This window comes from Clostridium bowmanii, from assembly GCF_018861315.1.
GTDB lineage: Bacteria > Bacillota > Clostridia > Clostridiales > Clostridiaceae > Clostridium_AD > Clostridium_AD bowmanii.
On the sequence record NZ_JAHLDL010000012.1, the window covers coordinates 108018 to 134445 of the forward strand.

Annotated in this window: 24 protein-coding genes; 16 read left to right on the forward strand and 8 right to left on the reverse strand. The window is 30.6% G+C overall.

Annotated elements, in window-relative coordinates; translation table 11 throughout:
* Positions 1-72 precede the first annotated feature (72 nt).
* The gene (locus tag KPL51_RS10130; protein ID WP_216160435.1) at positions 73-2007 is read left to right on the forward strand and encodes an ABC-F family ATP-binding cassette domain-containing protein; all 1935 of its coding nucleotides are present in this window, start codon (positions 73-75) and stop codon (positions 2005-2007) included.
* A 55-nt stretch (positions 2008-2062) separates the two neighbouring features.
* Complete coding sequence (locus tag KPL51_RS10135) at positions 2063-4429, forward strand: ATP-dependent DNA helicase (protein WP_216160438.1); 2367 nt, start codon at positions 2063-2065, stop codon at positions 4427-4429.
* A 522-nt stretch (positions 4430-4951) separates the two neighbouring features.
* On the opposite strand, the gene KPL51_RS10140 is transcribed toward KPL51_RS10135, so the two are convergent.
* Positions 4952-5404 (reverse strand): MarR family winged helix-turn-helix transcriptional regulator, encoded by a 453-nt coding sequence (locus KPL51_RS10140; protein WP_216160441.1) that lies wholly within the window; start codon positions 5402-5404, stop codon positions 4952-4954.
* A 331-nt stretch (positions 5405-5735) separates the two neighbouring features.
* Between KPL51_RS10140 and KPL51_RS10145 the strand changes: the two genes are divergently transcribed.
* Positions 5736-6212, forward strand: a complete 477-nt coding sequence (locus KPL51_RS10145; RefSeq protein ID WP_216160444.1) for a zinc ribbon domain-containing protein — start codon at positions 5736-5738, stop codon at positions 6210-6212.
* A 138-nt stretch (positions 6213-6350) separates the two neighbouring features.
* Here the strand turns inward: KPL51_RS10145 and KPL51_RS10150 are convergent, their stop codons facing one another.
* Positions 6351-6596, reverse strand: a complete 246-nt coding sequence (locus KPL51_RS10150; RefSeq protein WP_125004371.1) for an AbrB/MazE/SpoVT family DNA-binding domain-containing protein — start codon at positions 6594-6596, stop codon at positions 6351-6353.
* A gap of 328 nt (positions 6597-6924) precedes the next feature.
* On the reverse strand, positions 6925-7416 hold the full coding sequence (locus KPL51_RS10155; RefSeq protein ID WP_216160447.1) for a YajQ family cyclic di-GMP-binding protein: 492 nt from the start codon (positions 7414-7416) through the stop codon (positions 6925-6927).
* Positions 7417-7790: 374 nt separating this feature from the next.
* On the opposite strand from KPL51_RS10155, the gene KPL51_RS10160 reads away from it, so the two are divergent.
* The 6 genes from KPL51_RS10160 (at position 7791) to KPL51_RS10185 (ending at position 15093) form a co-directional block, all read left to right on the forward strand.
* Complete coding sequence (locus KPL51_RS10160) at positions 7791-8438, forward strand: sensor histidine kinase (RefSeq protein WP_216160450.1); 648 nt, start codon at positions 7791-7793, stop codon at positions 8436-8438.
* 30 nt (positions 8439-8468) lie between these two features.
* Complete coding sequence (locus KPL51_RS10165) at positions 8469-9227, forward strand: LytR/AlgR family response regulator transcription factor (protein ID WP_216160454.1); 759 nt, start codon at positions 8469-8471, stop codon at positions 9225-9227.
* Between the two features lie 57 nt (positions 9228-9284).
* The gene (locus tag KPL51_RS10170) at positions 9285-9668 is read left to right on the forward strand and encodes a response regulator (protein WP_216160457.1); all 384 of its coding nucleotides are present in this window, start codon (positions 9285-9287) and stop codon (positions 9666-9668) included.
* Between the two features lie 308 nt (positions 9669-9976).
* Positions 9977-12151 (forward strand): DNA helicase RecQ, encoded by a 2175-nt coding sequence (gene recQ / locus KPL51_RS10175; RefSeq protein WP_216160460.1) that lies wholly within the window; start codon positions 9977-9979, stop codon positions 12149-12151.
* 15 nt (positions 12152-12166) lie between these two features.
* Complete coding sequence (locus KPL51_RS10180; protein WP_216160463.1) at positions 12167-13369, forward strand: DEAD/DEAH box helicase; 1203 nt, start codon at positions 12167-12169, stop codon at positions 13367-13369.
* Between the two features lie 107 nt (positions 13370-13476).
* The gene (locus tag KPL51_RS10185; protein ID WP_216160467.1) at positions 13477-15093 is read left to right on the forward strand and encodes an ABC-F family ATP-binding cassette domain-containing protein; all 1617 of its coding nucleotides are present in this window, start codon (positions 13477-13479) and stop codon (positions 15091-15093) included.
* Between the two features lie 47 nt (positions 15094-15140).
* Here KPL51_RS10185 and KPL51_RS10190 read toward each other — a convergent pair whose 3' ends face one another.
* On the reverse strand, positions 15141-15377 hold the full coding sequence (locus KPL51_RS10190; RefSeq protein ID WP_216160470.1) for a hypothetical protein: 237 nt from the start codon (positions 15375-15377) through the stop codon (positions 15141-15143).
* 521 nt (positions 15378-15898) lie between these two features.
* On the opposite strand from KPL51_RS10190, the gene KPL51_RS10195 reads away from it, so the two are divergent.
* Positions 15899-16288, forward strand: coding sequence for a DUF6465 family protein (locus KPL51_RS10195; RefSeq protein ID WP_216160473.1), 390 nt, complete (start codon positions 15899-15901; stop codon positions 16286-16288).
* 42 nt (positions 16289-16330) lie between these two features.
* On the opposite strand, the gene KPL51_RS10200 is transcribed toward KPL51_RS10195, so the two are convergent.
* Positions 16331-16876 carry a helix-turn-helix domain-containing protein gene (locus KPL51_RS10200; RefSeq protein WP_216160476.1) on the reverse strand — a complete coding sequence of 182 codons (546 nt, stop codon included), beginning with the start codon at positions 16874-16876 and terminating at the stop codon, positions 16331-16333.
* A 359-nt stretch (positions 16877-17235) separates the two neighbouring features.
* Between KPL51_RS10200 and KPL51_RS10205 the strand changes: the two genes are divergently transcribed.
* The 5 genes from KPL51_RS10205 (at position 17236) to KPL51_RS10225 (ending at position 23515) form a co-directional block, all read left to right on the forward strand.
* Positions 17236-18666 carry an APC family permease gene (locus KPL51_RS10205; RefSeq protein ID WP_376770082.1) on the forward strand — a complete coding sequence of 477 codons (1431 nt, stop codon included), beginning with the start codon at positions 17236-17238 and terminating at the stop codon, positions 18664-18666.
* A gap of 65 nt (positions 18667-18731) precedes the next feature.
* Positions 18732-19808, forward strand: coding sequence for a M24 family metallopeptidase (locus KPL51_RS10210; RefSeq protein ID WP_216160479.1), 1077 nt, complete (start codon positions 18732-18734; stop codon positions 19806-19808).
* A 116-nt stretch (positions 19809-19924) separates the two neighbouring features.
* A complete protein-coding gene (locus KPL51_RS10215; RefSeq protein WP_216160481.1) occupies positions 19925-21454 on the forward strand; it encodes an alanine/glycine:cation symporter family protein in 1530 nt (509 codons plus the stop codon).
* A 321-nt stretch (positions 21455-21775) separates the two neighbouring features.
* Complete coding sequence (locus KPL51_RS10220) at positions 21776-22609, forward strand: deoxyribonuclease IV (protein WP_216160484.1); 834 nt, start codon at positions 21776-21778, stop codon at positions 22607-22609.
* A gap of 69 nt (positions 22610-22678) precedes the next feature.
* Entirely contained in the window at positions 22679-23515 is an 837-nt protein-coding gene (locus tag KPL51_RS10225; RefSeq protein ID WP_216160487.1) for a deoxyribonuclease IV, read from the forward strand.
* A 118-nt stretch (positions 23516-23633) separates the two neighbouring features.
* On the opposite strand, the gene KPL51_RS10230 is transcribed toward KPL51_RS10225, so the two are convergent.
* Genes KPL51_RS10230 through KPL51_RS10240 form a run of 3 tightly spaced genes read right to left on the reverse strand, consistent with a single transcriptional unit; the run spans position 23634 to position 25657 of the window.
* On the reverse strand, positions 23634-24404 hold the full coding sequence (locus KPL51_RS10230) for a hypothetical protein (RefSeq protein WP_216160491.1): 771 nt from the start codon (positions 24402-24404) through the stop codon (positions 23634-23636).
* A gap of 22 nt (positions 24405-24426) precedes the next feature.
* Positions 24427-25281: an ABC transporter ATP-binding protein gene (locus tag KPL51_RS10235; RefSeq protein WP_216160494.1), complete on the reverse strand. Its 855-nt coding sequence runs from the start codon at positions 25279-25281 to the stop codon at positions 24427-24429.
* On the reverse strand, positions 25271-25657 hold the full coding sequence (locus tag KPL51_RS10240; protein ID WP_216160498.1) for a GntR family transcriptional regulator: 387 nt from the start codon (positions 25655-25657) through the stop codon (positions 25271-25273). The genes KPL51_RS10235 and KPL51_RS10240 overlap by 11 nt, the downstream gene beginning before the upstream one ends.
* 668 nt (positions 25658-26325) lie before the next feature.
* Between KPL51_RS10240 and KPL51_RS10245 the strand changes: the two genes are divergently transcribed.
* The coding region (locus KPL51_RS10245; RefSeq protein WP_216160532.1) for a carbamoyl-phosphate synthase domain-containing protein at positions 26326-26428 on the forward strand (103 nt) is incomplete at its 3' end.

Genomic DNA, 26428 nt, shown 5'->3' on the forward strand with positions numbered 1-26428 from the left:
ACACTATCACTAGGGTGTTTATTTGGGTATAATTAAAGTATAATGTTATAACATGAAAAGGGTGGTACATATATGAATTTATTAACAGTAGAAGAAGTGAGTAAAAGTTATAGTGAGAGAATACTCATTAATAAAGCATCACTTGGCATAAGTGATGGTGATAAAATTGGATTAATCGGAGTTAATGGTACTGGAAAATCTACTTTTTTAAAAATAATAGCTGGACTTGAAGTTCCGGATACCGGAAGAATTTTAAAGGGCAGTATGGTCAATATAGAATATTTACCGCAAGATCCTGAATTTGATTCAGAAGCTACAGTGCTAGAACAGATTTTTAAAAGTGATACTGATGTAATGAAGGTTATAAGAGAATATGAAGCTGCTATAGAAAAATTACAAAAAAATCCAGAAGATGAAACACTTCAAAAATCATTGATGAACTACAACAATAAAATGGATGCCTGTAATGGATGGCAAGTTCAAAATGAAGCTAAAATTATATTAACAAAGCTTGGCATAACTAATTTTAAGGAGCGTATAGGGAACCTTTCCGGAGGACAAAGGAAGCGAGTTGCCCTATGTAGTGCACTAATTACTCCTTCTGATTTATTGATCTTAGATGAGCCTACAAACCATATGGACAATAAAATAATAGATTGGTTAGAGAATTATTTGAATAATAGAAAAGGCGCACTACTTATGATTACCCATGATAGATATTTCTTAGATAGGATAACAAATAAGATTTTAGAACTTGATAGGGGGGTCTTATATAGTTATCAGGGGAATTATAGTGTTTTTCTAGAAAAGAAAGTTGAAAGAATGGCTTTAATGGATGCGCTAGAGAGAAAAAGACAAGGTTTATTTAAAAAGGAACTAGCATGGATAAGACGTGGGGCAAAAGCTAGAACTACAAAGCAAAAGGCTAGAATAGATCGTTTTGAGGATCTTCAAGATGCCAAAATAGATCTTTCAAATGATAAGTTAGAATTATCTTCAGCATCAACTAGGCTTGGTAAAAAGATTATTAATGTAGAGAGCATTTATAAAGCCTATGGTGAGAATAAGTTAATCGCAGATTTTAGTCACATATTTACCAAGAGAGATAAAGTGGGCATTATAGGACCTAATGGTATAGGAAAGTCTACACTTATGAATATTTTAAGTGGAATGATAAAACAAGATAGCGGACTTATAGAATGGGGCGAAACTGTTAAAATTGGCTATTTTCATCAAGAGAATGGTGCTATGGATGAAAATATGAGGGCCATTGATTATATTCGTGAAGCAGCAGAATATATATCTACAGGGGATGGAGAAAAGATTACAGCTTCTCAAATGCTTGAGAGATTTTTATTTGATGGAACCACCCAGTATTCTTTTATTTCTAAATTGTCAGGTGGAGAAAAGAGAAGATTATACTTATCAAGAATTCTTATGGAAGCTCCAAATGTTTTGTTTCTAGATGAGCCTACCAATGACTTCGATATTCAGACCTTGGCAGTACTAGAAGATTATTTAGATGGATTCGCTGGAGTGGTTATAACTGTATCCCATGATAGATATTTTTTAGATAGAGTTGCAGAAAAAATATTCAGTTTTGAAGGAAATGAAAAAATAATCCAATTTGTAGGAAATTACTCAGAGTATCAAGAATATATAGAAAAAAATTCAAACTTACTTGAAGTCAATGAGAGTGTAATTAAAGTGGACAAAAAAGATGAAGATAAGGAAAAGAAAAGCTACGATTCTAAAAAAGATAAGCCATTAAAGTTTACATTTAAAGAGCAAAAGGAATTCGAAGAAATTGATGGCAGAATTGAGGAAAAAGAAGCAGAACTGGAAGAGGTTAGTAAAAAAATCAATGGTGGCAGTAGTGATTTTGAATATTTAGAGAAACTAGTTAAGCAACAAAAGGATGTAGCAAGAGAACTGGAACAGTACATTACAAGATGGACATATTTAAATGAATTAGATGAGGAAATAGAGGCGCAGAAAAATAGTTGAAATTATTAAAAAGTTTAAATTATAAAGAAGTTAAAATTGCTAAGAAGGTAAAATTATGGGTAAAAATAAAGAAATAAAAATATCTGTGCGTAATTTAGTGGAATTTGTACTAAGATCTGGGGATTTAGATACCAGGTTTATGGGTAGCAGTAGAGCTGTTGAGGGTACTAAAGCACATCAGAAAATTCAAAAGGAAAACAGAGAAAAATATTCTGTTCTCCTTGGAGAAGAATATTTGTCCGAAGTTAGTTTAAAACATATAGTATCATATGATGGAGGTAACATCGTAATTGACGGGCGTGCTGATGGTATTCTAATAAAAGATAAGGTCGTCACCATAGATGAGATTAAAACAGTTACTAAAGATTTAGATTTGCTCCATGAGGATTATAATAGTCTTCACTGGGCTCAAGCAAAGTGTTATGCATATATATATGGAATGCAAAATAATCTGAAATTTATTAACGTGCAATTAACTTATTATCAAATTGATAATGAAAAGATCAGAAGATTCTTAAAGATCCTTTCTATTGAAGAGCTACAGGATTTCTTTAATGAAATTATTTCTAGTTATTTTATATGGGCAAACATAACCAGTGATTGGAATGAAAAAAGAGATAATACTATAAAAGATTTGAAATTTCCTTTTGATAATTATAGAGCTGGTCAAAGAGAACTAGCTGTTTCTGTGTATAGAACAGTATTAGAAGGTAAGAAAATGTTCCTTCAAGCACCCACTGGGGTAGGTAAAACAATATCTACCTTGTTTCCAGCTGTGAAAGCCATGGGTGAAGGATGTACTTCAAAAATTTTTTACTTAACAGCTAAAACTATAACAAGACAGGTTGCTGAGGTTGCCTTCCATAAGATGAAAGAGCATGGACTTAAATTTAAAACCATTATAATAACTGCCAAGGATAAAATATGCTTTAGTAAAGGTAGCGCTTGTAATCCTGACCAATGTAAATTTGCAAAAGGACATTTCGATAGGGTTAATGAGGCTATAATTGATATTTTAAAGAATGAAGATACATATAGCAGAGAAATAATTGAGAACTATTCAATTAAGTATAACGTTTGTCCCTTTGAATTTTCATTGGATTTAACACTATGGTCTGATTGTGTTATATGTGATTATAATTATGTTTTTGACCCTAGAGTTTACCTAAAGAGATTCTTTATGGACAACAATGGAGATTATACTATTTTGGTTGATGAGGCTCATAATTTAGTGGACAGAGCTCGCGAAATGTTTTCGGCGCAGTTTCATAAAGAACCACTTTTAGCATTGAAAAGAGAAATAAAAGGTGCAGATGGTAGTTTGTATAAAGCTTTGAATAAGCTAAATGCTTTTATGCTAAGTATGAAGAAAATGTGTAATGAAGAGGGATATTATAAGCAAAATGCTGAGCCGGCAGGTATATACAACCTCCTTAACAATCTTACTAAAATATTAGAAGTATGGCTTACAAAAAATGAAAAATCTAAGGTGTATGACAATTTTTTAGAATTGTATTTTAATTCTTTGAGTTTTATTCGAATAGCTGAACTTTATGATGATAAATACATAACATATGTGGAATGCACGGAGGATGATGTGGTATTAAAGATGTTTTGTTTGGATCCATCTAAACTTTTAAGAGAGGCATCTAAAAGAGGTAGGTCTGTGGTTTATTTCTCTGCAACTCTGCTACCACTATTATATTTTAAAGAAATTTTGGGTGGAGAAAGTGAAGATTATCATTTAACTTTAGATTCTCCCTTCAATAAAAATAAACTTAAATTAATGATAGCTAGGGATATTTCTACTAAATATAAATATAGAGAAAATAGTTACTCAAAAATAGTAGAATACATTTATGCTGTGGTAAGTGCTAAGAGTGGAAATTACTTGGCGTTTTTTCCATCATATAAGTATATGGATGCGGTGAGTAATTTGTTTGCTGAAAAATATCCGCATATTAATATAAGGATTCAAAGTAATTTTATGACTGAAGATGCCAGAGAAGCTTTTCTACAAAATTTTAGTGATAGTGATTCTAAAAATGTTTTAGGATTTGGAGTTTTAGGTGGTATCTTTTCTGAAGGTATTGATTTGAAAGGTGATAGATTAATTGGTGTAATAATAATCGGTGTTGGACTTCCGATGATTTGCTTTGAAAGAGAAATCATTGCGGAGTACTATGATAATAAAAGTAATTGTGGTTATGAATATGCTTATATGTACCCAGGTATGAATAAAGTATTACAAGCAGCGGGAAGGGTAATTAGAACAGAGGAAGATAGAGGCATTGTGCTTTTAATAGATGATAGATTCCTTCATCAAAGGTATAGAAAACTATTTCCAAAGCAATGGGAGTGTTATCTTAAAATAACTAATAACACTGTTGCAAAAAAAGAAATTTGTGAATTTTGGGAATAAAGCAAAAAAACTTGAGCATCTGCTCAAGTTTTTTTATATAATTAATCAAAATTATATAATGTGTATATTGGGGGGGGGGGGATAAAGAAAAGGAAAGAAATTACTCATAATTGCTACAAATATATCTACATTAATATAAGATATTTACAACCGTGAATACGATAATTGTTCTCTGTTTGTTAGCATCAATATTAGTACAAATAATCACCATCATTGTTAAATATTTATAAAGTAAACAGTTTCCTTTTTATCTTTTGTTTTGGGGAATTTTAATCTTTGTAGATTTATATCGAAATAAGTTTTATCGTTTGTAGTTACATCATTGTTGTGTTTCGACTTATTTCTTATTTATAGAGTAACATGATTAACACAAATAGTCAATACGTTTTTTAAAAATTTAATATGACAAACAGTAAAAGCAAAAAATGATATATAAATTCGACAAAAAGTATAAAATTTGGGATTTAGAATATGCGAATTTAAAAAAATGCAATATATTTCAACAATTTATTTACTAGTAAACTATTTATTTTCAAAAGAACAAAAGGAAGAATTATATACAATGTCTAAATGTTTTATGAACTCTATTTTATCATCAGAATCTATTAATTTTAATGCTTCATTTACAAATTCACATCTTTTATTTAACACTTTATTGATAATATTGTAACCCTTTTGCAAAACATTAACTTTAACTACTCTTCTGTCGAATACATCCCTTGATCTTTCTACAAGATGACTATTTTCCATTCTATCAACTAAATCAGTAATAGTACTAGGAGCTTGAAAAAGTTTTGTGCTAAGGTCACTTATGCTTAATCCTCCATTGTTTATTAAACATTGAAGGGCATCAAATTGAGGAGGTGTAATTTTATAGTCGTTAAGTATGACTCTCCCTCTTTTTTTTATACCAAAACAAATTTTTCTTAATAAAAATTCGATTTTTATTATATTTTCATCATAATTTTCATTCATATTAATCCTCTCCTAATTTTTCTAGAATAAAAAACAACAATTATTTTCACTCATAGGGCATATAATTATTTCGTAACACGAATAATTATATACCCGTAGAATTATTCGGTCAATAAAAACTCCATAAAATGATGTTATTAACAATTATTTCTTGAATTTTCTTGAAAAAAAAACATCCATACAATATTATGAATTATTTTCTGATAATTTTTACAGAAAATTAATAATGATTTAAGGGTTAAAGTGCTAGAATTGTATTATAAGAATAACAAGGGTTATAAAAATTGTAAATTGGTATGTACTTCAGAGAATAATAGGAGGAATCGTATAAATGTCTGTTAAGTTTTCTAGAGAAGTTTATGGCTGGGATAGATTTTCAAAAATATCCTTAACGGTAGGAATATTTTTGTTTGTAACTAGATATGCAATGATTTTAGGAATAGCAATTATTATTTACTCTATTTGGAGAAGCAAATCATCTAGGGTACGGGGTAGAAATAATACAAAATTTGTTTTTGAAAATACGAAAAGAGGGGTCCATCATAACATGGATAATTTGAAAAAAAACATTAAATTAATTAATATTAAAAAAAATATGGAATTAATCAACAAAAAAATTAAAAATGATATGGAATTAATTAGTAATAAAATTAAGAAATACAAACCTATGGAATCATTAAAACAAAGAAGAAAGTATATAATAACTAGTTGCCCTAAATGCCAACAAAAATTAAGACTACCAAAGGGAAAGGGTAAGATTATTGCAACTTGCTCAAAGTGTTCTAGTGTGTTTAGGCTAAAAACATAAAAAATAAAAAATAAAAGCCAAAAGAGATATTCCTAAGATAGGATATTTCTTTTGGCTTTTATAGTTCATTCAATAAATTATAGATATTTCATAGTTTATAAATAAGCTATGAAATATCTAATAAAAAATTATCTTAAATTATTTACCTGAACCTAATTCAGCAAGACAGTCTTTACAAATGTTTTTGCCTTTGTAGTTTACAACGTCTCTTGCATTTTGACAGAAAATACAAGCTGGTTCATATTTTTTAAGAATAATTTGCTCACCATCTACATAAATTTCTAAAGCATCTTTGATATCTATATCCAAAGTTCTTCTCAATTCTATAGGAATAACAATTCTTCCAAGTTCGTCCACTTTTCTTACAATACCTGTTGATTTCATATAATTTCCTCCTCAAACATCTTTCGACTTATTTATATTTAAATTATAGCAAAACTAACATAAAACGTCAATAGGTTTATGAAAATATTTAATAATAATAATTAAAATTAATAAACTTTTACGTATTATGCAAAAAACCTATAATAGTCTGTCATTTTAAACAGTTTTATAATACCTTCTACATTATACATAATTTTTTATAAAAATACAATAATTATAATGCACTGTAATTAGTGTAAAATATTAGGAGTATAAAATAATTTGAGAAATAAAAAAGAAGAAAATAAAAAAAGGCTAGCACCAATGGCACTAACCTTTAAATTTGTAACTATCTATAATTAGTAAACTGAAGTGCAATTCCAAAATCTTTTGATTTTATAAGTGCCATTACTTGTTGCAAATCGTCTAGGTCCTTACCAGTAATCCTTAATTGATTATCCATAATTTGCGCTTGAACCTTAATTTTAGTAGCTTTAATTTCCGCAATTATTTTTTTTGCCTTTTCCGTAGAAATACCCTTTACAATTTTAGCAGTTTGTCTTGCAGAGCCTAAAGTAGCTTCATCTTGCTTTCCAAGGTCTAATGCTTTTCCAGATATACCTCTTTTAATTAATTTACTTACAAGAACTTCTATAACTGATTTCAATTTATAGTCATCATCAGATATTATTTTAATATCTTCTTTTACTACCTTAATTTCAGTAATAGTGTTTTTAAAATCATACCTTTGTTTGATTTCCTTTAATGCTTGGTTTATTGCATTGTCTACTTCTTGCATATCTACATCTGATACTATGTCAAACGAATGTGCAGCTGCCATAATTAAAAACCTCCTCTATATTTTCTTGTTGCCTAATTGAATTCTCTTAATTAATAGTAGGTTAATAATCCGAAAATGTCCAGTGGTTAATGGGTAAAGATTATAAATTTATGCAATATTATTTTAATATAAGCTACAATTTACAAAAATAACATAAATATTTCATCTTATTTATGTAAAAAAAGTATATATTACGTATAGTAATTCTTAGCGAAGTGATTGCACTAATCGTATTGCAGTATGCGTAATATATACTTTTTTCCTTTTTTACTAAGGTATATAGAAAATGTAACGATATATTTACTAGACATAAAATAAATGTAACTTATGATGAAAATAATATGTAGCATAGATGGTTAGAAGGAGAAGAAACTTTGACAGCACTTAAAGAAAATAAGTTAATGACATTAAATAATATTAAAGTTAGGGAACAAAGTAAGCAAGTGGTACCATATATAAATCAACATTTTCTTTTTAATACTCTAAACAGCATACTATCACTCTGCAGGGGAAATTCTGAAGAGGCTAGAAAAGTTGTTTTAGAACTTAGTAGTTATTTAAGATTCAATTTTAATGTAACAGATGGAATTGTTTTTTTGTATGAGGAAATTGAGTGTATAAAATCTTATTTGTATATTCAGAAGGTTAGATTTGGTGATAGGTTAAATATTGTGTATGATATTCAGGAAGATGTGAATTTTCTGATTCCTAAAAATTCGTTGTACAATTTAATAGATAATGCCATTACCCATGGAATTTTAAAAAAAAGTTTTGGAGGAACTATAACCTTTATTATTAAGCGAGATAGTGAAAAAATAGTAATAAGAATAAAGGATGATGGTGTTGGAATGGAGAAAGAGCAAATACGGCAGATATTTAATAATGAAAAATGTGGTTCTATCTCAACTTTTAATTCTCAATATAGTGATTTATATGATGCTAAGTTAGAGATAATTAGTAAATTAGATATTGGAACCTACATAAATTTATATATACCGATAGAGAATATAAAATACGAGTAAATTGTAAAATTTTAATATAGGTGGGGTAATATGTTAAGAGTAGTTTTAGTTGATGATGAAAAATTGTCTTTGGACGAACTAAGTTTTATTTTGAGCAAAAACAGTGAGATAGAAATTATAGGTAAGTATTATGATCCCTTAATAGCTTTAGAATTTATTAGAAAATCTAAACCTGAAATTGTTTTTCTAGATATCGAAATTCCAGAGATTGACGGGTTTACTTTAGCTGAGGAGATAAGTAAGATGGATTTTTCAGTGAATATTGTGTTTGCAACAGTATTTGATAAGTATGCTGTAAAAGCTTTTGAAATTAATGCTATCGATTATGTTTTGAAACCATTTTCAGAGAAAAGGCTACAAATTACTATGGATAAAATAAATGAAAGGTATAATTGCGATGAAAATATACCATCTTGTAGCTATAATAATATACTTCCAGAAAAGCAAGCAATTTCGGGCATGAAGAAGCTACCACTTTGGAAGGAAGAATGCATATATCTTGTTCATCCAAAAGATATATTATATTGCACGGTTATAAATAAAGAGGTGCTTGTATTAACCATGGATGATAAATTTACTACGCAGTATACTTTAAATCAATTAGGAAATAAATTGAATTATCATAATTTTTTCCGAAGCCATAAAAGTTATTTAGTTAATTTAGACAAAATTTATAAAATAGTCCCCTGGTTTAATAGTACTTTTGTATTGAAAATAGAAGACCGCAAAGATGAAGTGCCAGTAAGTAGACACTATGTTAAGGACTTTAAAAGAATAATTGATATGTAAGGCATAGTTTTACTTACTTCTTTAAATTATATCATTGATAAAGGTAGTGAAAATTAAATGAAAAAAATACTAATAGTAGATGATGAAGTTAATAATAGGTTATTACTGGAGGAAATACTTGAAGAGTTTAAAGAACAAGGGGTAGAAATACTTATGGAGGAAGATGGAAAAAAAGCTCTAAATATAATCATAAATGAGAGGCCTAATTTGGTATTTCTAGACATTATGATGCCTACATTAGATGGCTATGAGGTATGCAATATAGTAAAAAAGGAATTAAAGCTGACTGATATTTATATAGTACTTCTAACTGCAAAAGGACAAGCAGAAGATAAAAATAGAGGGCATGACGTTTTATGCGATAAATATATTACTAAACCCTTTTATTTTAATGAAGTTTTATCTATAGCAGAAAATGTACTTGGATTAATAGTTCACTAAATTTCATTAATATGATAAATGAGTAAAAATAAGTATATATTACATAATGCATTATCAGATGCATTTTTCGTAGTATGTACTTTTTTTATAGTGATATTTATTTGAAATTATATTAAAGGGTAAAAATTCAATGAGCACTTGTGTTTAAATATTATAAAATTGACGAAAATAAATAAAGTAGTTCTTTTTTTATAAAGTAGTGTAAATAAATTAAGACAAATGTAAAGTTCGTCACCATAAGGGTACAAAGTTTTTAAAATAATGTTATACTATTAGAAGAAATTATTAGGGATGAGAGGTAAAAATATATGTTACGTGAAGCACAAGAAAAATTAAAGAAGCATTATGGATATGATAATTTTAGAAAAGGTCAAGATGCTGTAATTGAGAGCATTATGAGCGGAGTAGATACTTTTGCGGTAATGCCTACGGGTGCAGGAAAATCAGTCTGTTATCAGATACCGGCATTATTACTTCCTGGAGTAACCCTTGTGGTATCACCACTTATATCTCTTATGAAGGATCAAGTGGATACATTAAACAGTGTAGGTATAGCGGCAACATATATAAATAGCTCACTCAGTATTAAGGAAGTTAATGAAAGAATTGATAAGGCCTGTCTAGGTGAGTTTAAGCTTCTTTATGTTGCTCCTGAAAGGCTAGAATCGGAATTTTTCTGTAGTATGTTAAATAGATTGACAATATCACTTTTAGCAGTGGACGAAGCTCATTGTGTATCCCAGTGGGGACATGATTTTAGGCCTAGTTATGCATCAATCTCTGGACTTATAAGAAAATTACCGGTAAGACCGATAATAGCAGCTTTTACAGCTACTGCAACAGAAGCGGTAAGGCACGACGTTATAAAGCTATTAGAATTAAGAAAGCCAGATGTTTATGTAACTGGTTTTGATAGAGAAAATTTAAGTTTCACTGTTATTCGCGGAGAAAACAAAAGAGATTTTGTTTTAAAATACATTAAAGATAACAAAGATAAAGTAGGAATAATTTATACAGCTACAAGAAAAGAAACGGATAATCTTTGTGAAATTTTGCTCAAAAAAGGATATAATGCTGGAAAATATCATGCAGGGCTGGGAGACATAGAGCGGAAAGAAAACCAAGAAAAGTTTTTGTATGATGATATAAACATTATTGTGGCTACAAATGCTTTTGGAATGGGAATAGATAAATCAAATGTTCGATATGTAATTCATTATAATGTGACCAAAAGCATGGAAGCTTATTATCAAGAGGCAGGACGTGGGGGTAGAGATGGGGAGCCTAGTGAGTGTATACTATTATTTTCAGCTGCAGACGTACTACTCCAAAAATTCTTTATAGAGCAAAGTGTGGGATCACCTGAAAGAAAGATAAATGAATATAAGAAACTTCAAGCTATGGTGGATTATGCGCATACCAGTAGATGCCTCAGAAAATTTATTTTAGAATATTTTGGGGAAGAGAACGTTCAAGACAAATGTGGAAATTGTAGTACCTGTAATGATGAAAGTGAACTGGTAGATATAACTATAGAGGCACAAAAAATATTTTCTTGCATCCTTCGTATGAAAGAGAGGTTTGGTACCACTTTAATTGCAGAGGTGCTCAGGGGCTCAAAGAATAAAAAAGTTTTAGATCTTGGATTTGATAAGCTATCTACTTACGGAATAATAAAGCAATACACTGTTAAAGAAATAAGGGACCTTATAAATGTGCTTACAGCAGAAGAGTATCTTTCCCTTGAGGATGGTAAGTTTCCAGTAGTTCGTTTAAAAGAAAAAGCAGTGGCAGTACTTAAAAGTAAGGAAAAAGTCTATCAAAAGGTTGAGAAAAGAAAAGCTAAGGTATCTCGCGATACTGGGTTATTTGAAATTCTGCGTACTCTTCGGAAAGAAATATCCGAAAGAGAAAAAGTTCCACCATATATTGTTTTTGCAGATAGCGCCCTAAGAGAAATGAGTGAGTATTTTCCAGTAAATAAAAAAGAGATGCTTAATATAAAAGGGGTAGGAGAATCTAAGCTTAATAAGTATGGTGAGGAATTTATTGAGGCTATAAAAAAATATATGGGTGAAAATAATATAGAACTTATACCAGATATGCTATATAATGAAGAAGTTGATATTGCGGCTATAAGTGAACCTGTGGTAGATGGAAAAGGCGAAAATGAAGATAAGGTGCCTAGTTATGTAATTACTTATAATATGTATAAAGAGGGCATGCGCATAGAGGATATAATAAACGAAAGACAATTAAAAAGTCTTACAATACAAGATCATATATTAAAATGTGCTTATGAGGGTTTTGAAGTGAATTTGGATGATTTTATTCCAAAACAGCATGAAGCACTTATTATAGAGGTTATAGAAAAAATCGGAGCTTCAAAATTAAAACCTATTAAAGATGCATTGCCAAAGGAAATAGATTATTTAGCTATAAAAGCAGCTATATTTAAGTATTCTAACAACAAAATTTCTTAGAAAAAAGGAGAAAACATGAATAAATCATTTAACGAACTAGGATTACAAGAAAACCTTATAGAAGGTTTAAAAAAACAAGGAATTGAAAGTCCAACAGAAATTCAAGTAAAGGCTATTCCGCTAGGACTTGAAAACAAGGATATCATAGGAGAATCAGAAACAGGAACAGGAAAAACACTAGCTTACCTACTTCCTATATTTCAAAAGATAGACATTACATCAAAGGATATTCAAGCCATTATACTTGCACCTACTCATGAACTTGCAATGCAAATACACAAACAGATAGAACTTTTATCAGAAAACTCTGCTTCGCAAGTAAAATCTACTAGCATAATAGGCAATGTTAATATTAAAAGACAGCTAGAGTATCTTAAGGAGAAGCCACATATAATAGTTGGTTCTGCAGGAAGAATTTTAGAACTTATAACTATGAAGAAACTAAAATCACATGGGGTAAAGACTATAGTAATCGATGAAGGCGATAGAATGATAGACGAAAATAACATAGAGGGAGTAAAGTCCATAATTAAAACCACCCTTAGAGATAGACAAATTATGTTGTTTTCAGCTACGATTTCACTTAAAGCAGTAGAAATTGCTAAAACATTAATGAAGGATGCAGAGGTTATTAAAGTAGGGGACAAAAGTGTTGTAAACCCTAACATAGAGCATATGTATTTCGTGGTTGAAAGGAGAGAAAAACTGATTCTTTTAAGGAAACTTATAAGTGCGACTAACCCTAAAAAAGCAATAATATTTATTAACAAAAGTGATGAAGTAGAAATTACAACTTCAAAGCTTAGCTATCATGGATTAAGTGTAGAAGGAATTCACGGAACATCTGAAAAAGAAAATAGAAAGAAAGCGATTGAGGATTTTAATGCAGGAAAAATCCAGCTTTTAGTGGCCTCTGATTTAGCTGCTAGAGGGCTTGATATAGAAGGAGTAACACATATATTTAACCTAGATATACCAGAGAATTCTAAGGACTATTTACATAGAGTTGGTAGAACAGCAAGAATGGGTCAACATGGGTTTGCACTATCAATAGCAGAAGAAAGAGAACTTGATTTAATTAAAACATATGAAAAAGATTTTAATATAGAAATTTTGCCAAAAGATATCTTCAAGGGAATAATTATTGATCCAGAGGACTCGCCTAAAGCTAAACGCGCAGAAAGGCTCCAAAATAAAACATCAAATTTAAAAAAATAAATAGTTAAGGAATAAATTATATTAGCTTAGGTTCATTCCTTATGGTATAATGGTTCAGTGGTTTCGACTATAATGAAATTACTTAATATGGAGGTATTTATAAATATATGATTAGTACAAATAATATAAGTTTAAGATATGGTGCACGTAAATTATTTGATAATGTTAATATAAAATTCACACCAGGTAATTGTTATGGATTAATTGGTGCTAATGGTTCTGGTAAATCAACTTTTCTTAAAATATTATCAGGAGAAATTGAGTCTAATACTGGCGATGTTATAATTACACCAGGAGAAAGACTTGCAGTTTTAAAGCAAGACCATTTTGAATTTGATGAACACGAAGTTATCAAAACTGTAATGATGGGACATGTAAGATTGTTTGAAATAATGAGTGAAAAAGATGACCTATATGCAAAACCAGATTTTACGGATGAAGATGGGATTAGAGCTGCAGTACTCGAAGGTGAATTTGCAGAACTTAATGGATGGGAAGCTGAATCAGAAGCTGCAACTCTTTTAATGGGTCTAGGCATAACTGAAGAACTTCAAAGTAAAAAGATGAAGGAACTAACAGGATCAGAAAAGGTTAAGGTACTCCTTGCCCAAACATTATTTGGTAAGCCAGATATTTTACTTCTGGATGAGCCTACAAACAATTTAGATTCAAAATCAAAAAAATGGCTTGAAAATTTCTTGTTGAATTTTGATAGTACTGTTATAGTTGTTTCTCATGATAGGCATTTTTTAAATAAAATATGTACTCATGTTGCAGATATTGACTTTAGTAAAATTCAATTATTTGTTGGAAATTATGATTTTTGGTATGAGTCTAGTCAGTTAGCTCTTCAAATGGCTAAAGATTCTAACAAGAAAAAAGAAGAAAAAATTGCAGAACTTCAAAACTTTATTGCTAGATTTAGCTCCAATGCTTCTAAAGCGAAACAGGCTACTTCTCGTAAAAAACAATTAGATAAATTGACTTTAGATGATATAAAACCTTCTTCTCGTAAATATCCTTTTGTAGGGTTTAAGCCAGAAAGAGAAGCTGGAAATGATTTATTAGTAGTTGAAAATTTAACTAAAATTGTAGATGGAGTAACACTCCTTGATAACTTATCTTTTATAGTTAACAAGGGAGATAAGATTGCGTTCACTGGTGCAGATGAAATAGCTAAAACTACACTGTTTAAGATATTAATGGGTGAAATGCAGCCAGATAGTGGTGAGTTTAAATGGGGAGTTACTACCTCTCAAGCTTATTTACCAAAGGATAATTCAGAATATTTTAATGCTGTAGATTGTAGCTTAGTTGATTGGCTGAGACAATTTTCTGAGGAAAAGGCAGAAAGCTTTATTAGAGGCTTTTTAGGAAGAATGCTTTTCTCTGGAGAAGAAGCACTTAAACAATCTAGCGTCTTGTCTGGTGGGGAAAAGGTTAGATGTATGCTTTCTAGAATGATGCTGAGCAATGCTAATGTATTAATTTTAGACGAACCTACTAATCATTTAGACTTAGAGTCTATTACTGCTATAAATAATGGATTAACTAGCTTTACTGGAACAATTTTGATTACATCACATGATTATCAGCTAGTTCAAACAGTTGCAAATAGGATAATAGAAATTACCCCTAAGGGTATAATGGATAAAGTAATGTCTTATGATGAATTCTCTGAAAGCGATGAAATTCAAAATGAATTAGAACTTATGTACAAATAAAAGAAGCACTTCTAATAATTATTATTAGAAGTGCTTCTTTTATTTAACTAAAAAAAGCCACCAAACCCTCTGCCGCAACCACCACCACAGTTACTTCCACCACCTAAAAGTAAAAGAAGTAACCAAATGCCACTGCCACCACCTATTCCACCGATGCCATTTCCGCATCCATTTCCGCAACTATTTCCACAATTGTTTCCACAACCACTGTTATTTCCACAGTTGGAAGTAGGCCTACAGCAACAGTTATTATTACAACAACAATTATTATGTCTATGACTCATATAAATAACCTCCTTTTAAAATTCGGTACATTCAAATAACTAACAGGTGAATACTTGATATTTATTTAAATGCGCCTAAGTAAAAGCTTGAAAAATCAACTAAAGTGTATTCATTACTCACTTTAAAAGAATTTTTACACTTTAACTTAAGTATTGGAGATGCTTTGGTAATAATACCATCACAGCTAGGTGATGGACTTCCTTTTAAAAATCGTCAAATAAAGGAAGGTATAGCTGGTACTTTAGTATATTCTGGATTTTACTAAGTGTGAATATGAAAATCAAGATATTTATGCAGAATAAATTAAATGTATAAAGGAGGATTTTTCAAATACTTTTAATTATTAATTGGATTTCACTCCATTTATTGTAAAATAGTGTTATAATGTCAGTATCGTATTTTGCAATTATAAGTGGTACATTATTTTATTCCTACAAAAAAAAGGATTTTTAAAAATAATTTAGAATATAATAATAAACTAAAAAAAATCTAAAAAAATCTATAAACGGAGGTAAAAGATATGAAAAAAGATAGTAATTTAACATCCGCTAAAGAGGCTTTAAGGGCAACGGCAGAAAAAGTTATAAAGTCTACGGAAGAAACAAAAGAAAATGTGGGAAAAACTATTAATGCAGTGAAGGATACTGCTAAAAGCATTAAAACTAGGACGACTAAAGCAACTACTGCTGCAAAAAAAACAATAGCTAAGAAAATTGATGTTGGTTTTTATGTTCAATATCATGGAAAAGAAATTAGCAAAAAAACAATACTTGAAAAAGTTTACGAAGAGTGGATAAAATCTCATAAAATCTCAGAACTTAAAACTTTATCTGTTTATATAAAAGTTGAAGAAGATACAGCATACTGTTTGGTAAATGAAGAAATTAAAATAAATTTAAAATTATCATAATATAACGTTAAAAAAAAGGCCTATAGCCTTTTTTTTGTGGGATTAGAAAATTAATGGAGTAACAACGATAAGAAACTTAGTGTTTTGATTAAGTGGGTTTAACCAAGAATGATCTTTTGTTGATGGATATTGAATTGAGTCTCCTGCTTTTACTAAATAATCGGTTCCGGCAAGATTTACAATTAGTGCCCCTTCAAGTACATAAACAAATTCCTCACCAGGATGATTAGAGTTGCTTCCATGCATTTCTTTTGGCGGAAGTATGACTATCATGGATTCAATTTTTCTTCCAGGAAAATCTCCACTAATTCTAATAAATTCAGAATTCGAGCCTTCTATTTTAAATACTTTTTCTTCTTCGGACTTAACCAAAAAATTATGTATTTCAGGAGTTTTGAAGAAATAGTTCATTGTAACATTTAGTGCTTCCGCAATTTTTTTTAATGAAGTTATTGCAAGTGAAGAATAACCATTTTCTACCTGGGATAGAAAGCTTACTGAAAGACCAGTCTTCATACTTAAATCTTTCAAGGTTAGATTTTTTTCTTTTCTTAGATTACGAATTTTTCCTGATATCTCAGCTATCATTAAATACCCCCAAATTTTATTGTTTATTACAATATATAATGGTATATTTTTTTAAAAAAGATCTTATTTTACCAAATGTTATCATAGCTATTAATAGCTATGATAACATATTAAAAAAAAATATTCAATATAAGAAACTTCATAATTACTGTAATATTATAATAATTATGATGTGTATAAAAAAAATATTGTTTTATTTAAATAGTTATTGTAATATTCATATAAATTATTGTTATACTTTAAAAATTACTGTTGCACTTAAAAGGTTAGGCATACTATAATTTTTTATGATATAATATATTATAAGTAACATAATATACTGACTATTAGAATTACATTATAAGAAAGATGGTAAGAAAATGAAAGAAAAGGTTGGTTTAATGAAACAGAAAATCGGTTTATGGGATTTAGTATTTATGAATGTATCTGCTCTGTTTGGAATTAGATGGATTGCTAAATCCACGGCATCAAATTTTGGACTAGGACTAGGGTCTATTCCCACATGGATTCTTTTTACATTTATATTTTTTGTACCAGGTGCACTTATTTGTGCTGAACTTGCAGCAACATATCCAAAGGATGGTGGACTTTATGAATGGGTAAAGGAAGCTTATGGTGACAAAAAAGCTTTCATGGTTTCGTGGTTAAATTGGACTGCAAAGTTATTTTGGTATACTTCATTTTTGACATTCTTAATTGTTAATATATCTTATGCTATTGGTAGGCCTGACCTTGCTAGCAATAAAATGTTTGTAATGTCATTATCATTAATCATTTTCTGGTTACTTTCTTATATAAGCACAAGAGGAATGGGCTTTGGAAAACTATTTACAAATATTGGGGCTTTAGGGTCGACTGTGCCTGCAATATTATTAATAGTTATGGGTCTTGTTTCAGTTTATGTATTTGGCAATGAGCCAGCTTCTATTTATACAGTTCAAACACTTACCCCAAAATTAAATATGGATTCATTCGCAGCCATTTCAAGTGTAATGTTTGCATTATCTGGTGCAGAAATAACAGCAAACTTTGTAACAGAGATGGAAAATCCTAAGAAGAATTTGCCTAAAGCTATATTGATTGCAGCTTGCTTAGTTGCTGGACTTTACGTTTTAGGTTCAATTGCTATTACTCTTATTTTACCAGCAAGCGAGATAACAGCATCGCAAGGGATTTTAGTAGCACTTTCCACAGTTGCAGCAAACCTTGGAATAGGAACTTGGTTTATAAAAATTGTTGCAATCGGAATATCGCTTTCAGTTTTTGGAACAATAATACTGTATATTGCTTCACCAATAAAGATGCTTTTTGGAAGTGTTCAGAAGGGTATTTTTTCAAAGAAATTTACAGAAGTAAATGAGCACAATATACCAGAAGTGGCAGTTTATCTTCAAGCAACAATAGTAACAGTAATTTTACTTGCAATAAATTTGTTGCCTTCAGTTGATACAATATACAATGTGCTTCTTACAATGACAGCACTTACAGCATTGTTCCCTTACGTATTACTATTTACAGCTTATATAAAACTCAGAAAAACAAGACCAAATGAAGTAAGACCATATGAACTATCAAGAAATAACAATACGTCAATTAGAATTGCACATATGGTATTAGTTGTAGTAATAATTGGTATAGTTCTATCAGCAGCACCAGTAATGCCAAGTTTAAAAGAAAATATAATTTATGAAATAGAAATGATTGGTGGAGCATTGGTAGTTATATTTAGTGGGATTGTTATTTGGAATAATTTTGTGAAGAAAACAGGATTTAAAGAAGAAAAAAGATAGCCTGTATTTCTCTGATAAATACAGAGAATCAAAATATAACCATAACATTTTAGGAGGGATTTTTAATGATAAAGGAAAGACTTAACAAAGTTTTAAAAATTATGCGAGAAAAGAAAATACCTCAGATGATAGTTTCTGATTCAAATGCTATTTTCTATCTTACGGGTAAATGGATATTACCTGGGGAGAGAATGCTAGCATTGTATATTAACACAGATGGGCATAACAAGTTATTTATAAATGAGTTATTCCCTATAAGTGAAGATTTAGGATTAGAAATGATATGGTATAGTGATACTGACAAACCAGTAGAAATTCTTTCAAAACATATCAATAAAGATGTGCCAATGGGTATAGATAAAAATTGGCCTGCACATTTCTTATTAAGATTAATGGAACTAAAAGGTGGTAGCACATTTGTTAATGGTTCTAAAATTATTGATAGTGTAAGAAGTTCAAAGGATGAAAAAGAAAAGGAATTTTTGAGAGCATCATCAAAGCTTAATGATATCGCTGTTGAAAAGATGATTAAACTTGTTTCTAAAAAATATACTGAAAAGAAAATGGGGAAAATACTTGGTGATATGTGGGAAGAAATGGGAGCTGAGGGGCATTCTTTTGATCCTATAGTAGGTTATGGTGCTAATGCAGCAGATCCTCATCATGGTAATGATAATTCAACAGTTAAAGAAGGCGACTGTGTGGTTATTGATATAGGTTGTATCAAAGACTCATACTGCTCAGATACTACAAGAACCGTTTTTTACAAAAGTGTATCAGACCACAGTAGAGAAGTTTATGAAATAGTTAAAGAAGCTAACAAAAGAGGAATTGAAAAAGTTAAACCAGGAGTTAGATTTTGTGATATTGATGCAGCAGCAAGAGACTATATCACAGAAAAAGGTTATGGAAAATATTTTACTCATAGATTAGGACATTCAATAGGACTTCAAGATCATGAGTTTGGTGATGTTTCTTCTGTTAACACTGATAAAGTGGAAGTTGGAATGTGCTTTTCAATAGAACCAGGAATTTATATTCCGGGTGATGTTGGTGTTCGTATAGAAGATTTAGTAATAGTTACTGAGGATGGTTGTGAAGTATTAAATCATTCTACAAAAGATTTATTAATAGTAGAATAATTAAGCAATTATAAATTAAAGCAGGTAGTCTTTCATACATAAATGGGACTATCTGCTTTTGTAAAGTCAGAAGAGCAGCTTTAGATTTAAGAATCAATAAAAGTAGGGGGTAACAAATGAGTGTATTTTTAGAAGCAATAAATAATTTTTTTGCATTTATAGTTCCTATAGCAGATATTTTATGGGATTTTCCAACCAATTTTCAGTGGTATGCTAACATTCCTATTTTAGGAAGGTTCTCTTTTGCAATTATTTTACTTGTGGGAACAGGGATTTATTTTACTATTAGAACTAGATTTGTTCAAGTTACAGGATTCAAAAAGGGACTTAGAATTCTTATTAGGAGTAAGGCAACAGACACTGGGATTACTCCACTAGCCTCATTTTTACTAAGTTCTGCTATGAGAGTAGGACCAGGTAATATTATGGGGGTTACTGGTGCAATATCTATTGGTGGACCAGGTGCATTATTCTGGATGTGGGTTTCAGCCTTCTTCGGAATGTCCACTGCCTTTGCTGAATCGGTTCTTGCACAGATATTTAAAGAGAAAAAAGGAAATGAGTACATAGGTGGACTTCCTTTTTATGGACAAAAGATTTTGGGGGATAAACGTTGGGTAGGAGTCGTGCTGTCTTTAGTTTTTATAATGTATGCACTTTTTACTATACCCTCACAAACCTTTCATTTATTCACAAGCTTCGGTTCAATAGCTGATACTATAGCTGGTAAAACCTTTGGGCGTCAATCTGGTGTTTATTATGGCGTAGCAATATTCTTAGTAATTTCCGTAGCATTAACTGTGCTTGGAGGAATTAGAAGGGTTGCAGCGGTTACTGATATCCTGGTTCCTATTATGGCAGTTATTTATACAATCGTAGTTTTTCTAATAATATTAGTTAACTTAAATGAAATTCCATATTTCTTTAAGGCAGTGTTTGGTGGAGCATTTAAGCCTAATGCCTTATTCGGTGGGGCCTTTGGTGTAGCTTTAGCCCAAGGAATTAAGCGTGGACTCATGTCCAATGAAGCTGGACAAGGCACAATTACTATGGCTGCAGCTGTAGCGGATAATAAGCATCCCGTAGAACAAGGATTTGTACAATCTATAGGAGTTTTTCTTGATACAATGGTAATATGTAGCATGACTGGTTTTGTTATTGTTTTAGCTCATGTTTGGACAGGCACTGCTGGAGTTGCATGGGAGGGTATAAAAGCCTCTAAACTTACAGTTTATTTATCATCGATACAATACTTAGTTCCAGGGACTGCCTTAGATTCCACAGCTAAAGTTATAGTTTCTCTATGTTATGGAATGTTTGCCTTTACAACTTTGGTAGGATTAATACTGTTTGCAGAAGTATCTGCAAATTTAATATCTAGAAGTAAGAAATTCATCATGGGAATACGTTTAGCTGGAGCATTCTTCTTTGTTCCTTTTGGTGCACTAACAGTTCTCGCAGGCTTAGAGCTAGGTAATATATGGTACATATCTGATTTTGTGAATATAGTTGTAGTTTATGTAAATGTTCCAATTATATTAATTGGATCTAACCTTGTATTTAAAGCCCTAAAAAATTACAACGAGACCAAGGGTGCTAATTTTAAGTCAAAGTCTATTGGTGTGGATAGTGATGTTTGGAAATAAAGGAAAAAAATGCTTATGGCCTTCTGTTTATTTCATTATAAATTTGATTTCTGGTTCATCAATGAATTAAAGAAATTTGATAAATTAGTTTTGTGGAAGCTCTTATATATTATACATATAAATCTAGAAGTTTCGGATACACTAACAATTGATAATAGATTTTTCAAGGGTGCATTTCATTTATAATCAGGATTTACACCTTACAAACTTGAATTTATTAAGTGACAATAAAATCATTGATTAAGATAATATGCGAGCAAATAAAAAACAAGTAAATAAATTTATTGAGTCACTATCAATACAATATTGGAGGAATAATTTATGTTAAATATAGGTTGTCATTTATCAGTGTCAAAAGGATATAAAGCCATGGGCGAAGAAGCTCTTAATATAGGTGCTAATACATTTCAGTTTTTTACTCGTAATCCTAGAGGTAGTAAGGCAAAAGAAATTGATCCAAAAGATGTAGAGGCACTATTAGAAATAGTAAAAGAAAACAAATTTGCTATAATACTAGCACATGCACCATACACTTTAAATGCTTGTTCTGCAGATGAAGGCACAAGAGAGTTTGCAGTTAATATTATGGCAGATGATTTGAGAAGAATGGAATACTTGCCTAATAGTCTTTATAACTTTCATCCAGGCAGTCATGTAAAGCAAGGGACTCGGGTGGGCATAGAGTATATTGTAAATATGCTTAATACCGTATTAAAACCAGAACAAACTACTACAGTACTGCTTGAAACTATGTCTGGTAAGGGAACAGAGGTTGGTAGAACTTTTGAAGAATTAAAACAAATTCTTGATGGAGTTACTCTTTCAAGTAGAATGGGAGTATGTCTTGATACTTGTCATATTTATGATGCAGGATATGACATTGTTAATGATTTAGATGGGGTTGTAGATGAATTTGATAGAATTATTGGTCTTGATAAGTTATATGCAATTCACTTAAATGATAGCAAGAATCCATTTGAAAGTCATAAAGATCGCCATGAAAAGATTGGTGAAGGTTCTATTGGAATAGATGTGATTATTAAAGTTATTAACCATCCTAAACTACGTCATTTACCGTTCTTTTTAGAAACTCCAAATGAATTAGAAGGTTATGCTCATGAAATTAAAATTTTAAGAGAGGCATATGTAGAATAGCATGGATAGGTTACATCCAGGTGTCAAGTGGCAAGTTTTGAAATATATTGAATTTTCGGAGGAATAGATATGTTAAATATAGGTTGCCATTTATCGGTATCAAAAGGCTATAAAGTCATGGGTGAAGAAGCACTTAAAATAGGAGCAAATACGTTTCAGTTTTTCACCCGTAATCCTAGAGGTAGCAAAGCAAAAGAAATTGATTCTAACGATGTAAAAGCACTGTTAGAACTAGCAAAAGAAAATAAATTTGCTACAATTTTAGCACATGCTCCGTACACTTTAAATGCTTGTTCTGCTGATGAAGGAACAAGGAAATTTGCAGTTAATGTTATGGCGGATGATTTAAATAGAATGGAATACATGCCAAATAATTTTTATAACTTTCATCCAGGTAACCATATAAAACAAGGGGCTCAAAAGGGCATAGAATATATTATAAATATGCTCGACACCGTATTAAAACCAGAACAAACTACTACAGTACTTCTTGAAACAATGTCAGGTAAAGGAACCGAAGTGGGCAAAACTTTTGAAGAATTGAAACGAATTCTTGATGGAGTTACTCTTTCTGATAAAATGGGCGTATGTCTTGATACTTGTCATATTTATGATGCAGGTTATGACATAGTTAATGATTTAGATGGAGTAATAGAGCGATTTGATAGAATTATTGGTATTGATAAGCTATGTGCAATTCACTTGAATGATAGCAAAAATCCCTTTGAAAGTCATAAAGACCGCCATGAGAAAATTGGCGAAGGTTCTATGGGAAAAGGAGTTTTTATTAAAATTATTAATCATCCCAAACTGCGTCACTTACCATTTTTTTTAGAAACTCCAATTGATTTAGCTGGTCATGCGCAGGAAATTAAATTTTTACGAGAAGGATATATAGAAAAATAGGGAGAATGCTAGGTAAACTTCTATGTCTTTTAAGCAATGATTAGGAAATTTTAAATAGTTTATAAATAAAGCAGTCATGAGAGAAACCTCATAGCTGCTTTATCTTGTAAAAAAGTTACTATTGCTGGGGGCTATTTAATTTACCAATATAAAGATTGCCACCTATGAAAACAGATGAAGTAGCTAGTATAACTGTGGCTACAGCTATACAAATCAAAATTGTATTTGCCTGAGGCATTACAGAAAAGCTTTCAAGAAATTCAACCTTGTCAGAGCTTGGGGATATTGGCATAAAAGATTTTAGAAAAAACAGAAGCCCATAGCCTATGGTAGCAAATAGTGCAAAGCTAGAGTATCTGAGTTTCTTATTTTTTATAAAAGTAATTGTAGTTCCAACAAAAATGATTATTACTAGTATACACAACATAAGCATATTTCCTTTTGTTGTGTTTATTATTTGATGAACTGCAGATTCTGGTGGTGACTTACTAAATCCATTAGGAGACACGAGGTATAAAACACTGAATAGAATGCCTGCCAGCGATAATCCAACAAGGGAGACTACAACATATAATATAATGATGATTACTACTGATAGTAAAAATATGTTTAAGGCTGTATATTTTCTATTAACAGGTACAGTTTCAAACAGTCTTTGATCGCCGTAAAGTATCCTGTTAATCACCCATATGCTTATTATTGGCAAAACAATGGGAATAATATCGTTTGTAGATAATGTATTTCCCATAAATATAAACATATTCATAAAAGTCATAACAAGAATAGCAAAAATATAAGGTATTTGCTTGAATGGACTTTGAAATCTTATATCAATTGGCGGAGTTGAATTTAGTAATAGTCTTTGATAAGCAATGAGTTTTTTTAACATATAAAGCACCTCTTTCCTTTAATCATTTTTTTGCATCCATGTAAAGCATAATGTCCTCAACGGAAGGTCTGGCAGTTTTAACCCCTGATAAATTTTGAAACTTTAAATTTTTCCTACATAATCCCTCATATCCGAAAATTGTTTCCTTTAGCCCTATAAGTTCAGACTTAATTGTATCTGTCATAGTCTCTTTATCAATATGAGCTAGGAGATAGGTATCAAGTATTTCATCTTTTCCTTTAGAAAAAATAATTCTACCATCATCAATCATAGTTATATAATCAGCAATTTTTTCAAGGTCACTGGTAATATGTGTTGAGAAAAGAATGGACCTTTGCTCATTCTGCATAAGTTCTAAGAGTAAGTCCATGACATCTGCTCTTGCAATAGGATCAAGACCTGCTGTGGGTTCGTCAAGTATGATTAGCTCTGGATTGTGACATAATGCCATTACAACCCCAAACTTCATCTGCATACCCTTTGAATATGATGAAAGCTTTTGACTCCCATCAAGTTCAAAACGGTTCATTAGTTCATCAAACCTTCTAGAATCAAAGCTTTGATAAAAGGGTGATATCATATTTCTAATTTTTATAGGTTTGAGATTAAGAGGGTAGATTAAACTATCAAATACAACCCCAATTTTTGCTTTTACCATTTCTTCCTTTCCATACATAGGGGTATTATCGAACAACACTTTTCCTCCTGTTTTTGGAATCATATTAAGTATTGTTTTAATAAGTGTGGTTTTGCCTGAACCGTTTTTCCCTATAAATCCCATGATTGTTCCTTTTTCCAATGAAAAGTCTACATCACTTAAGAAAAAATTGCCTATACTTGCATTTAGATTTTTGATTTCCACAGCCTTATTTGTCATCTTCATTACCTCCATATATTTCATTTAGAACGTTAAACATTTCACTAGGTGATATGTCTACAGCATCTGCAAATTCTTTAATTTCAAGGAGTCTCTCCCTAAGCATATCAATGTGTATTGCTTTAATTTTGCTTAGGTTAATCTCTGCCACAAAGCATCCTCGTCCTTGTAAATTGATGATAATACCCTCTTTTTCTAATTCTTCATAAGCCCGTTTAACGGTTATAATGCCAATTTTAAGATCTTTTGCCATAAGCCTTATTGAAGGTAATTGCTCATGAGAATTCAGCATTCCCTTTAGTACCAGTTCTTTTATTTGATTTTGTAATTGCTGGTATATGGGCGTTTGCGAAAGGGTTGATATAAGAATATTCAAGTACACCACCTCCTTGTCTACTGTTACTATATAATAGATACAGTGGAATGTCAATAAATTCTTTCGATTACAATTAATTCTTAATAACAATATTATTATTAGAATAGCCTTAGCTGAAAGTCTGAAAAATTACAAACCAACAGCAATAAATAAGGAAAACTAAGAATGTTGTTTTTTCGACTACGTTTGCTTTTTCACTTTTATGTTCTTGGGGATTGAGTTGGTTTTCAAAAAAACGTGCAGATAAAATATCTAAAGAATATGAGGAGAGTTAGGATAGCTTAACATCGTAAATAGCTAAATAAGCCTTTTTCTATTAATAAAAGTCCTAGATATCTATGAGAGATTGTGAACAATACATCTAGCTTATACCTTTAGTAAAAACGAGTAAAATCAATTGATTTTACTCGTTTTTATTGTTATGTATGAATAATTATTATATAAAATGAATAAGAAAACATTGCATAACCACAAAGATAAGTATATAATAAGTAAAAGAAAATGACTTAATTCAATAAAAAATAACAAGTATTTAAACGGATAACAAACAATAAGAATAATAGCAATATACATAATAATGTATAAATATTCATAGACTTATTATATTATAAATGAGTCGTGGTACAAATAAAAAAAATATACTTTTGGTTGACCTAGGAGGCTTTAATATGAAGGGTAAATTGATTTTAGAGAATGGAATAATATTTGAAGGTAATATATTTGGGTATTTAGAAGAAAGTGTGGGGGAAGTGGTTTTTAATACGGGGATGA

Coding starts and splice junctions, on each gene's coding strand:
- KPL51_RS10130 (WP_216160435.1), top strand. CDS start 73: ATGAATTTATTAACAGTAGAAGAAGTGAGTAAAAGTTATAGTGAGAGA.
- KPL51_RS10135 (WP_216160438.1), top strand. CDS start 2,063: ATGGGTAAAAATAAAGAAATAAAAATATCTGTGCGTAATTTAGTGGAA.
- KPL51_RS10140 (WP_216160441.1), bottom strand. CDS start 5,404: ATGAATGAAAATTATGATGAAAATATAATAAAAATCGAATTTTTATTA.
- KPL51_RS10145 (WP_216160444.1), top strand. CDS start 5,736: ATGTCTGTTAAGTTTTCTAGAGAAGTTTATGGCTGGGATAGATTTTCA.
- KPL51_RS10150 (WP_125004371.1), bottom strand. CDS start 6,596: ATGAAATCAACAGGTATTGTAAGAAAAGTGGACGAACTTGGAAGAATT.
- KPL51_RS10155 (WP_216160447.1), bottom strand. CDS start 7,416: ATGGCAGCTGCACATTCGTTTGACATAGTATCAGATGTAGATATGCAA.
- KPL51_RS10165 (WP_216160454.1), top strand. CDS start 8,469: ATGTTAAGAGTAGTTTTAGTTGATGATGAAAAATTGTCTTTGGACGAA.
- KPL51_RS10170 (WP_216160457.1), top strand. CDS start 9,285: ATGAAAAAAATACTAATAGTAGATGATGAAGTTAATAATAGGTTATTA.
- recQ (WP_216160460.1), top strand. CDS start 9,977: ATGTTACGTGAAGCACAAGAAAAATTAAAGAAGCATTATGGATATGAT.
- KPL51_RS10180 (WP_216160463.1), top strand. CDS start 12,167: ATGAATAAATCATTTAACGAACTAGGATTACAAGAAAACCTTATAGAA.
- KPL51_RS10185 (WP_216160467.1), top strand. CDS start 13,477: ATGATTAGTACAAATAATATAAGTTTAAGATATGGTGCACGTAAATTA.
- KPL51_RS10190 (WP_216160470.1), bottom strand. CDS start 15,377: ATGAGTCATAGACATAATAATTGTTGTTGTAATAATAACTGTTGCTGT.
- KPL51_RS10195 (WP_216160473.1), top strand. CDS start 15,899: ATGAAAAAAGATAGTAATTTAACATCCGCTAAAGAGGCTTTAAGGGCA.
- KPL51_RS10200 (WP_216160476.1), bottom strand. CDS start 16,876: ATGATAGCTGAGATATCAGGAAAAATTCGTAATCTAAGAAAAGAAAAA.
- KPL51_RS10205 (WP_376770082.1), top strand. CDS start 17,236: ATGAAAGAAAAGGTTGGTTTAATGAAACAGAAAATCGGTTTATGGGAT.
- KPL51_RS10210 (WP_216160479.1), top strand. CDS start 18,732: ATGATAAAGGAAAGACTTAACAAAGTTTTAAAAATTATGCGAGAAAAG.
- KPL51_RS10215 (WP_216160481.1), top strand. CDS start 19,925: ATGAGTGTATTTTTAGAAGCAATAAATAATTTTTTTGCATTTATAGTT.
- KPL51_RS10220 (WP_216160484.1), top strand. CDS start 21,776: ATGTTAAATATAGGTTGTCATTTATCAGTGTCAAAAGGATATAAAGCC.
- KPL51_RS10225 (WP_216160487.1), top strand. CDS start 22,679: ATGTTAAATATAGGTTGCCATTTATCGGTATCAAAAGGCTATAAAGTC.
- KPL51_RS10230 (WP_216160491.1), bottom strand. CDS start 24,404: ATGTTAAAAAAACTCATTGCTTATCAAAGACTATTACTAAATTCAACT.
- KPL51_RS10235 (WP_216160494.1), bottom strand. CDS start 25,281: ATGACAAATAAGGCTGTGGAAATCAAAAATCTAAATGCAAGTATAGGC.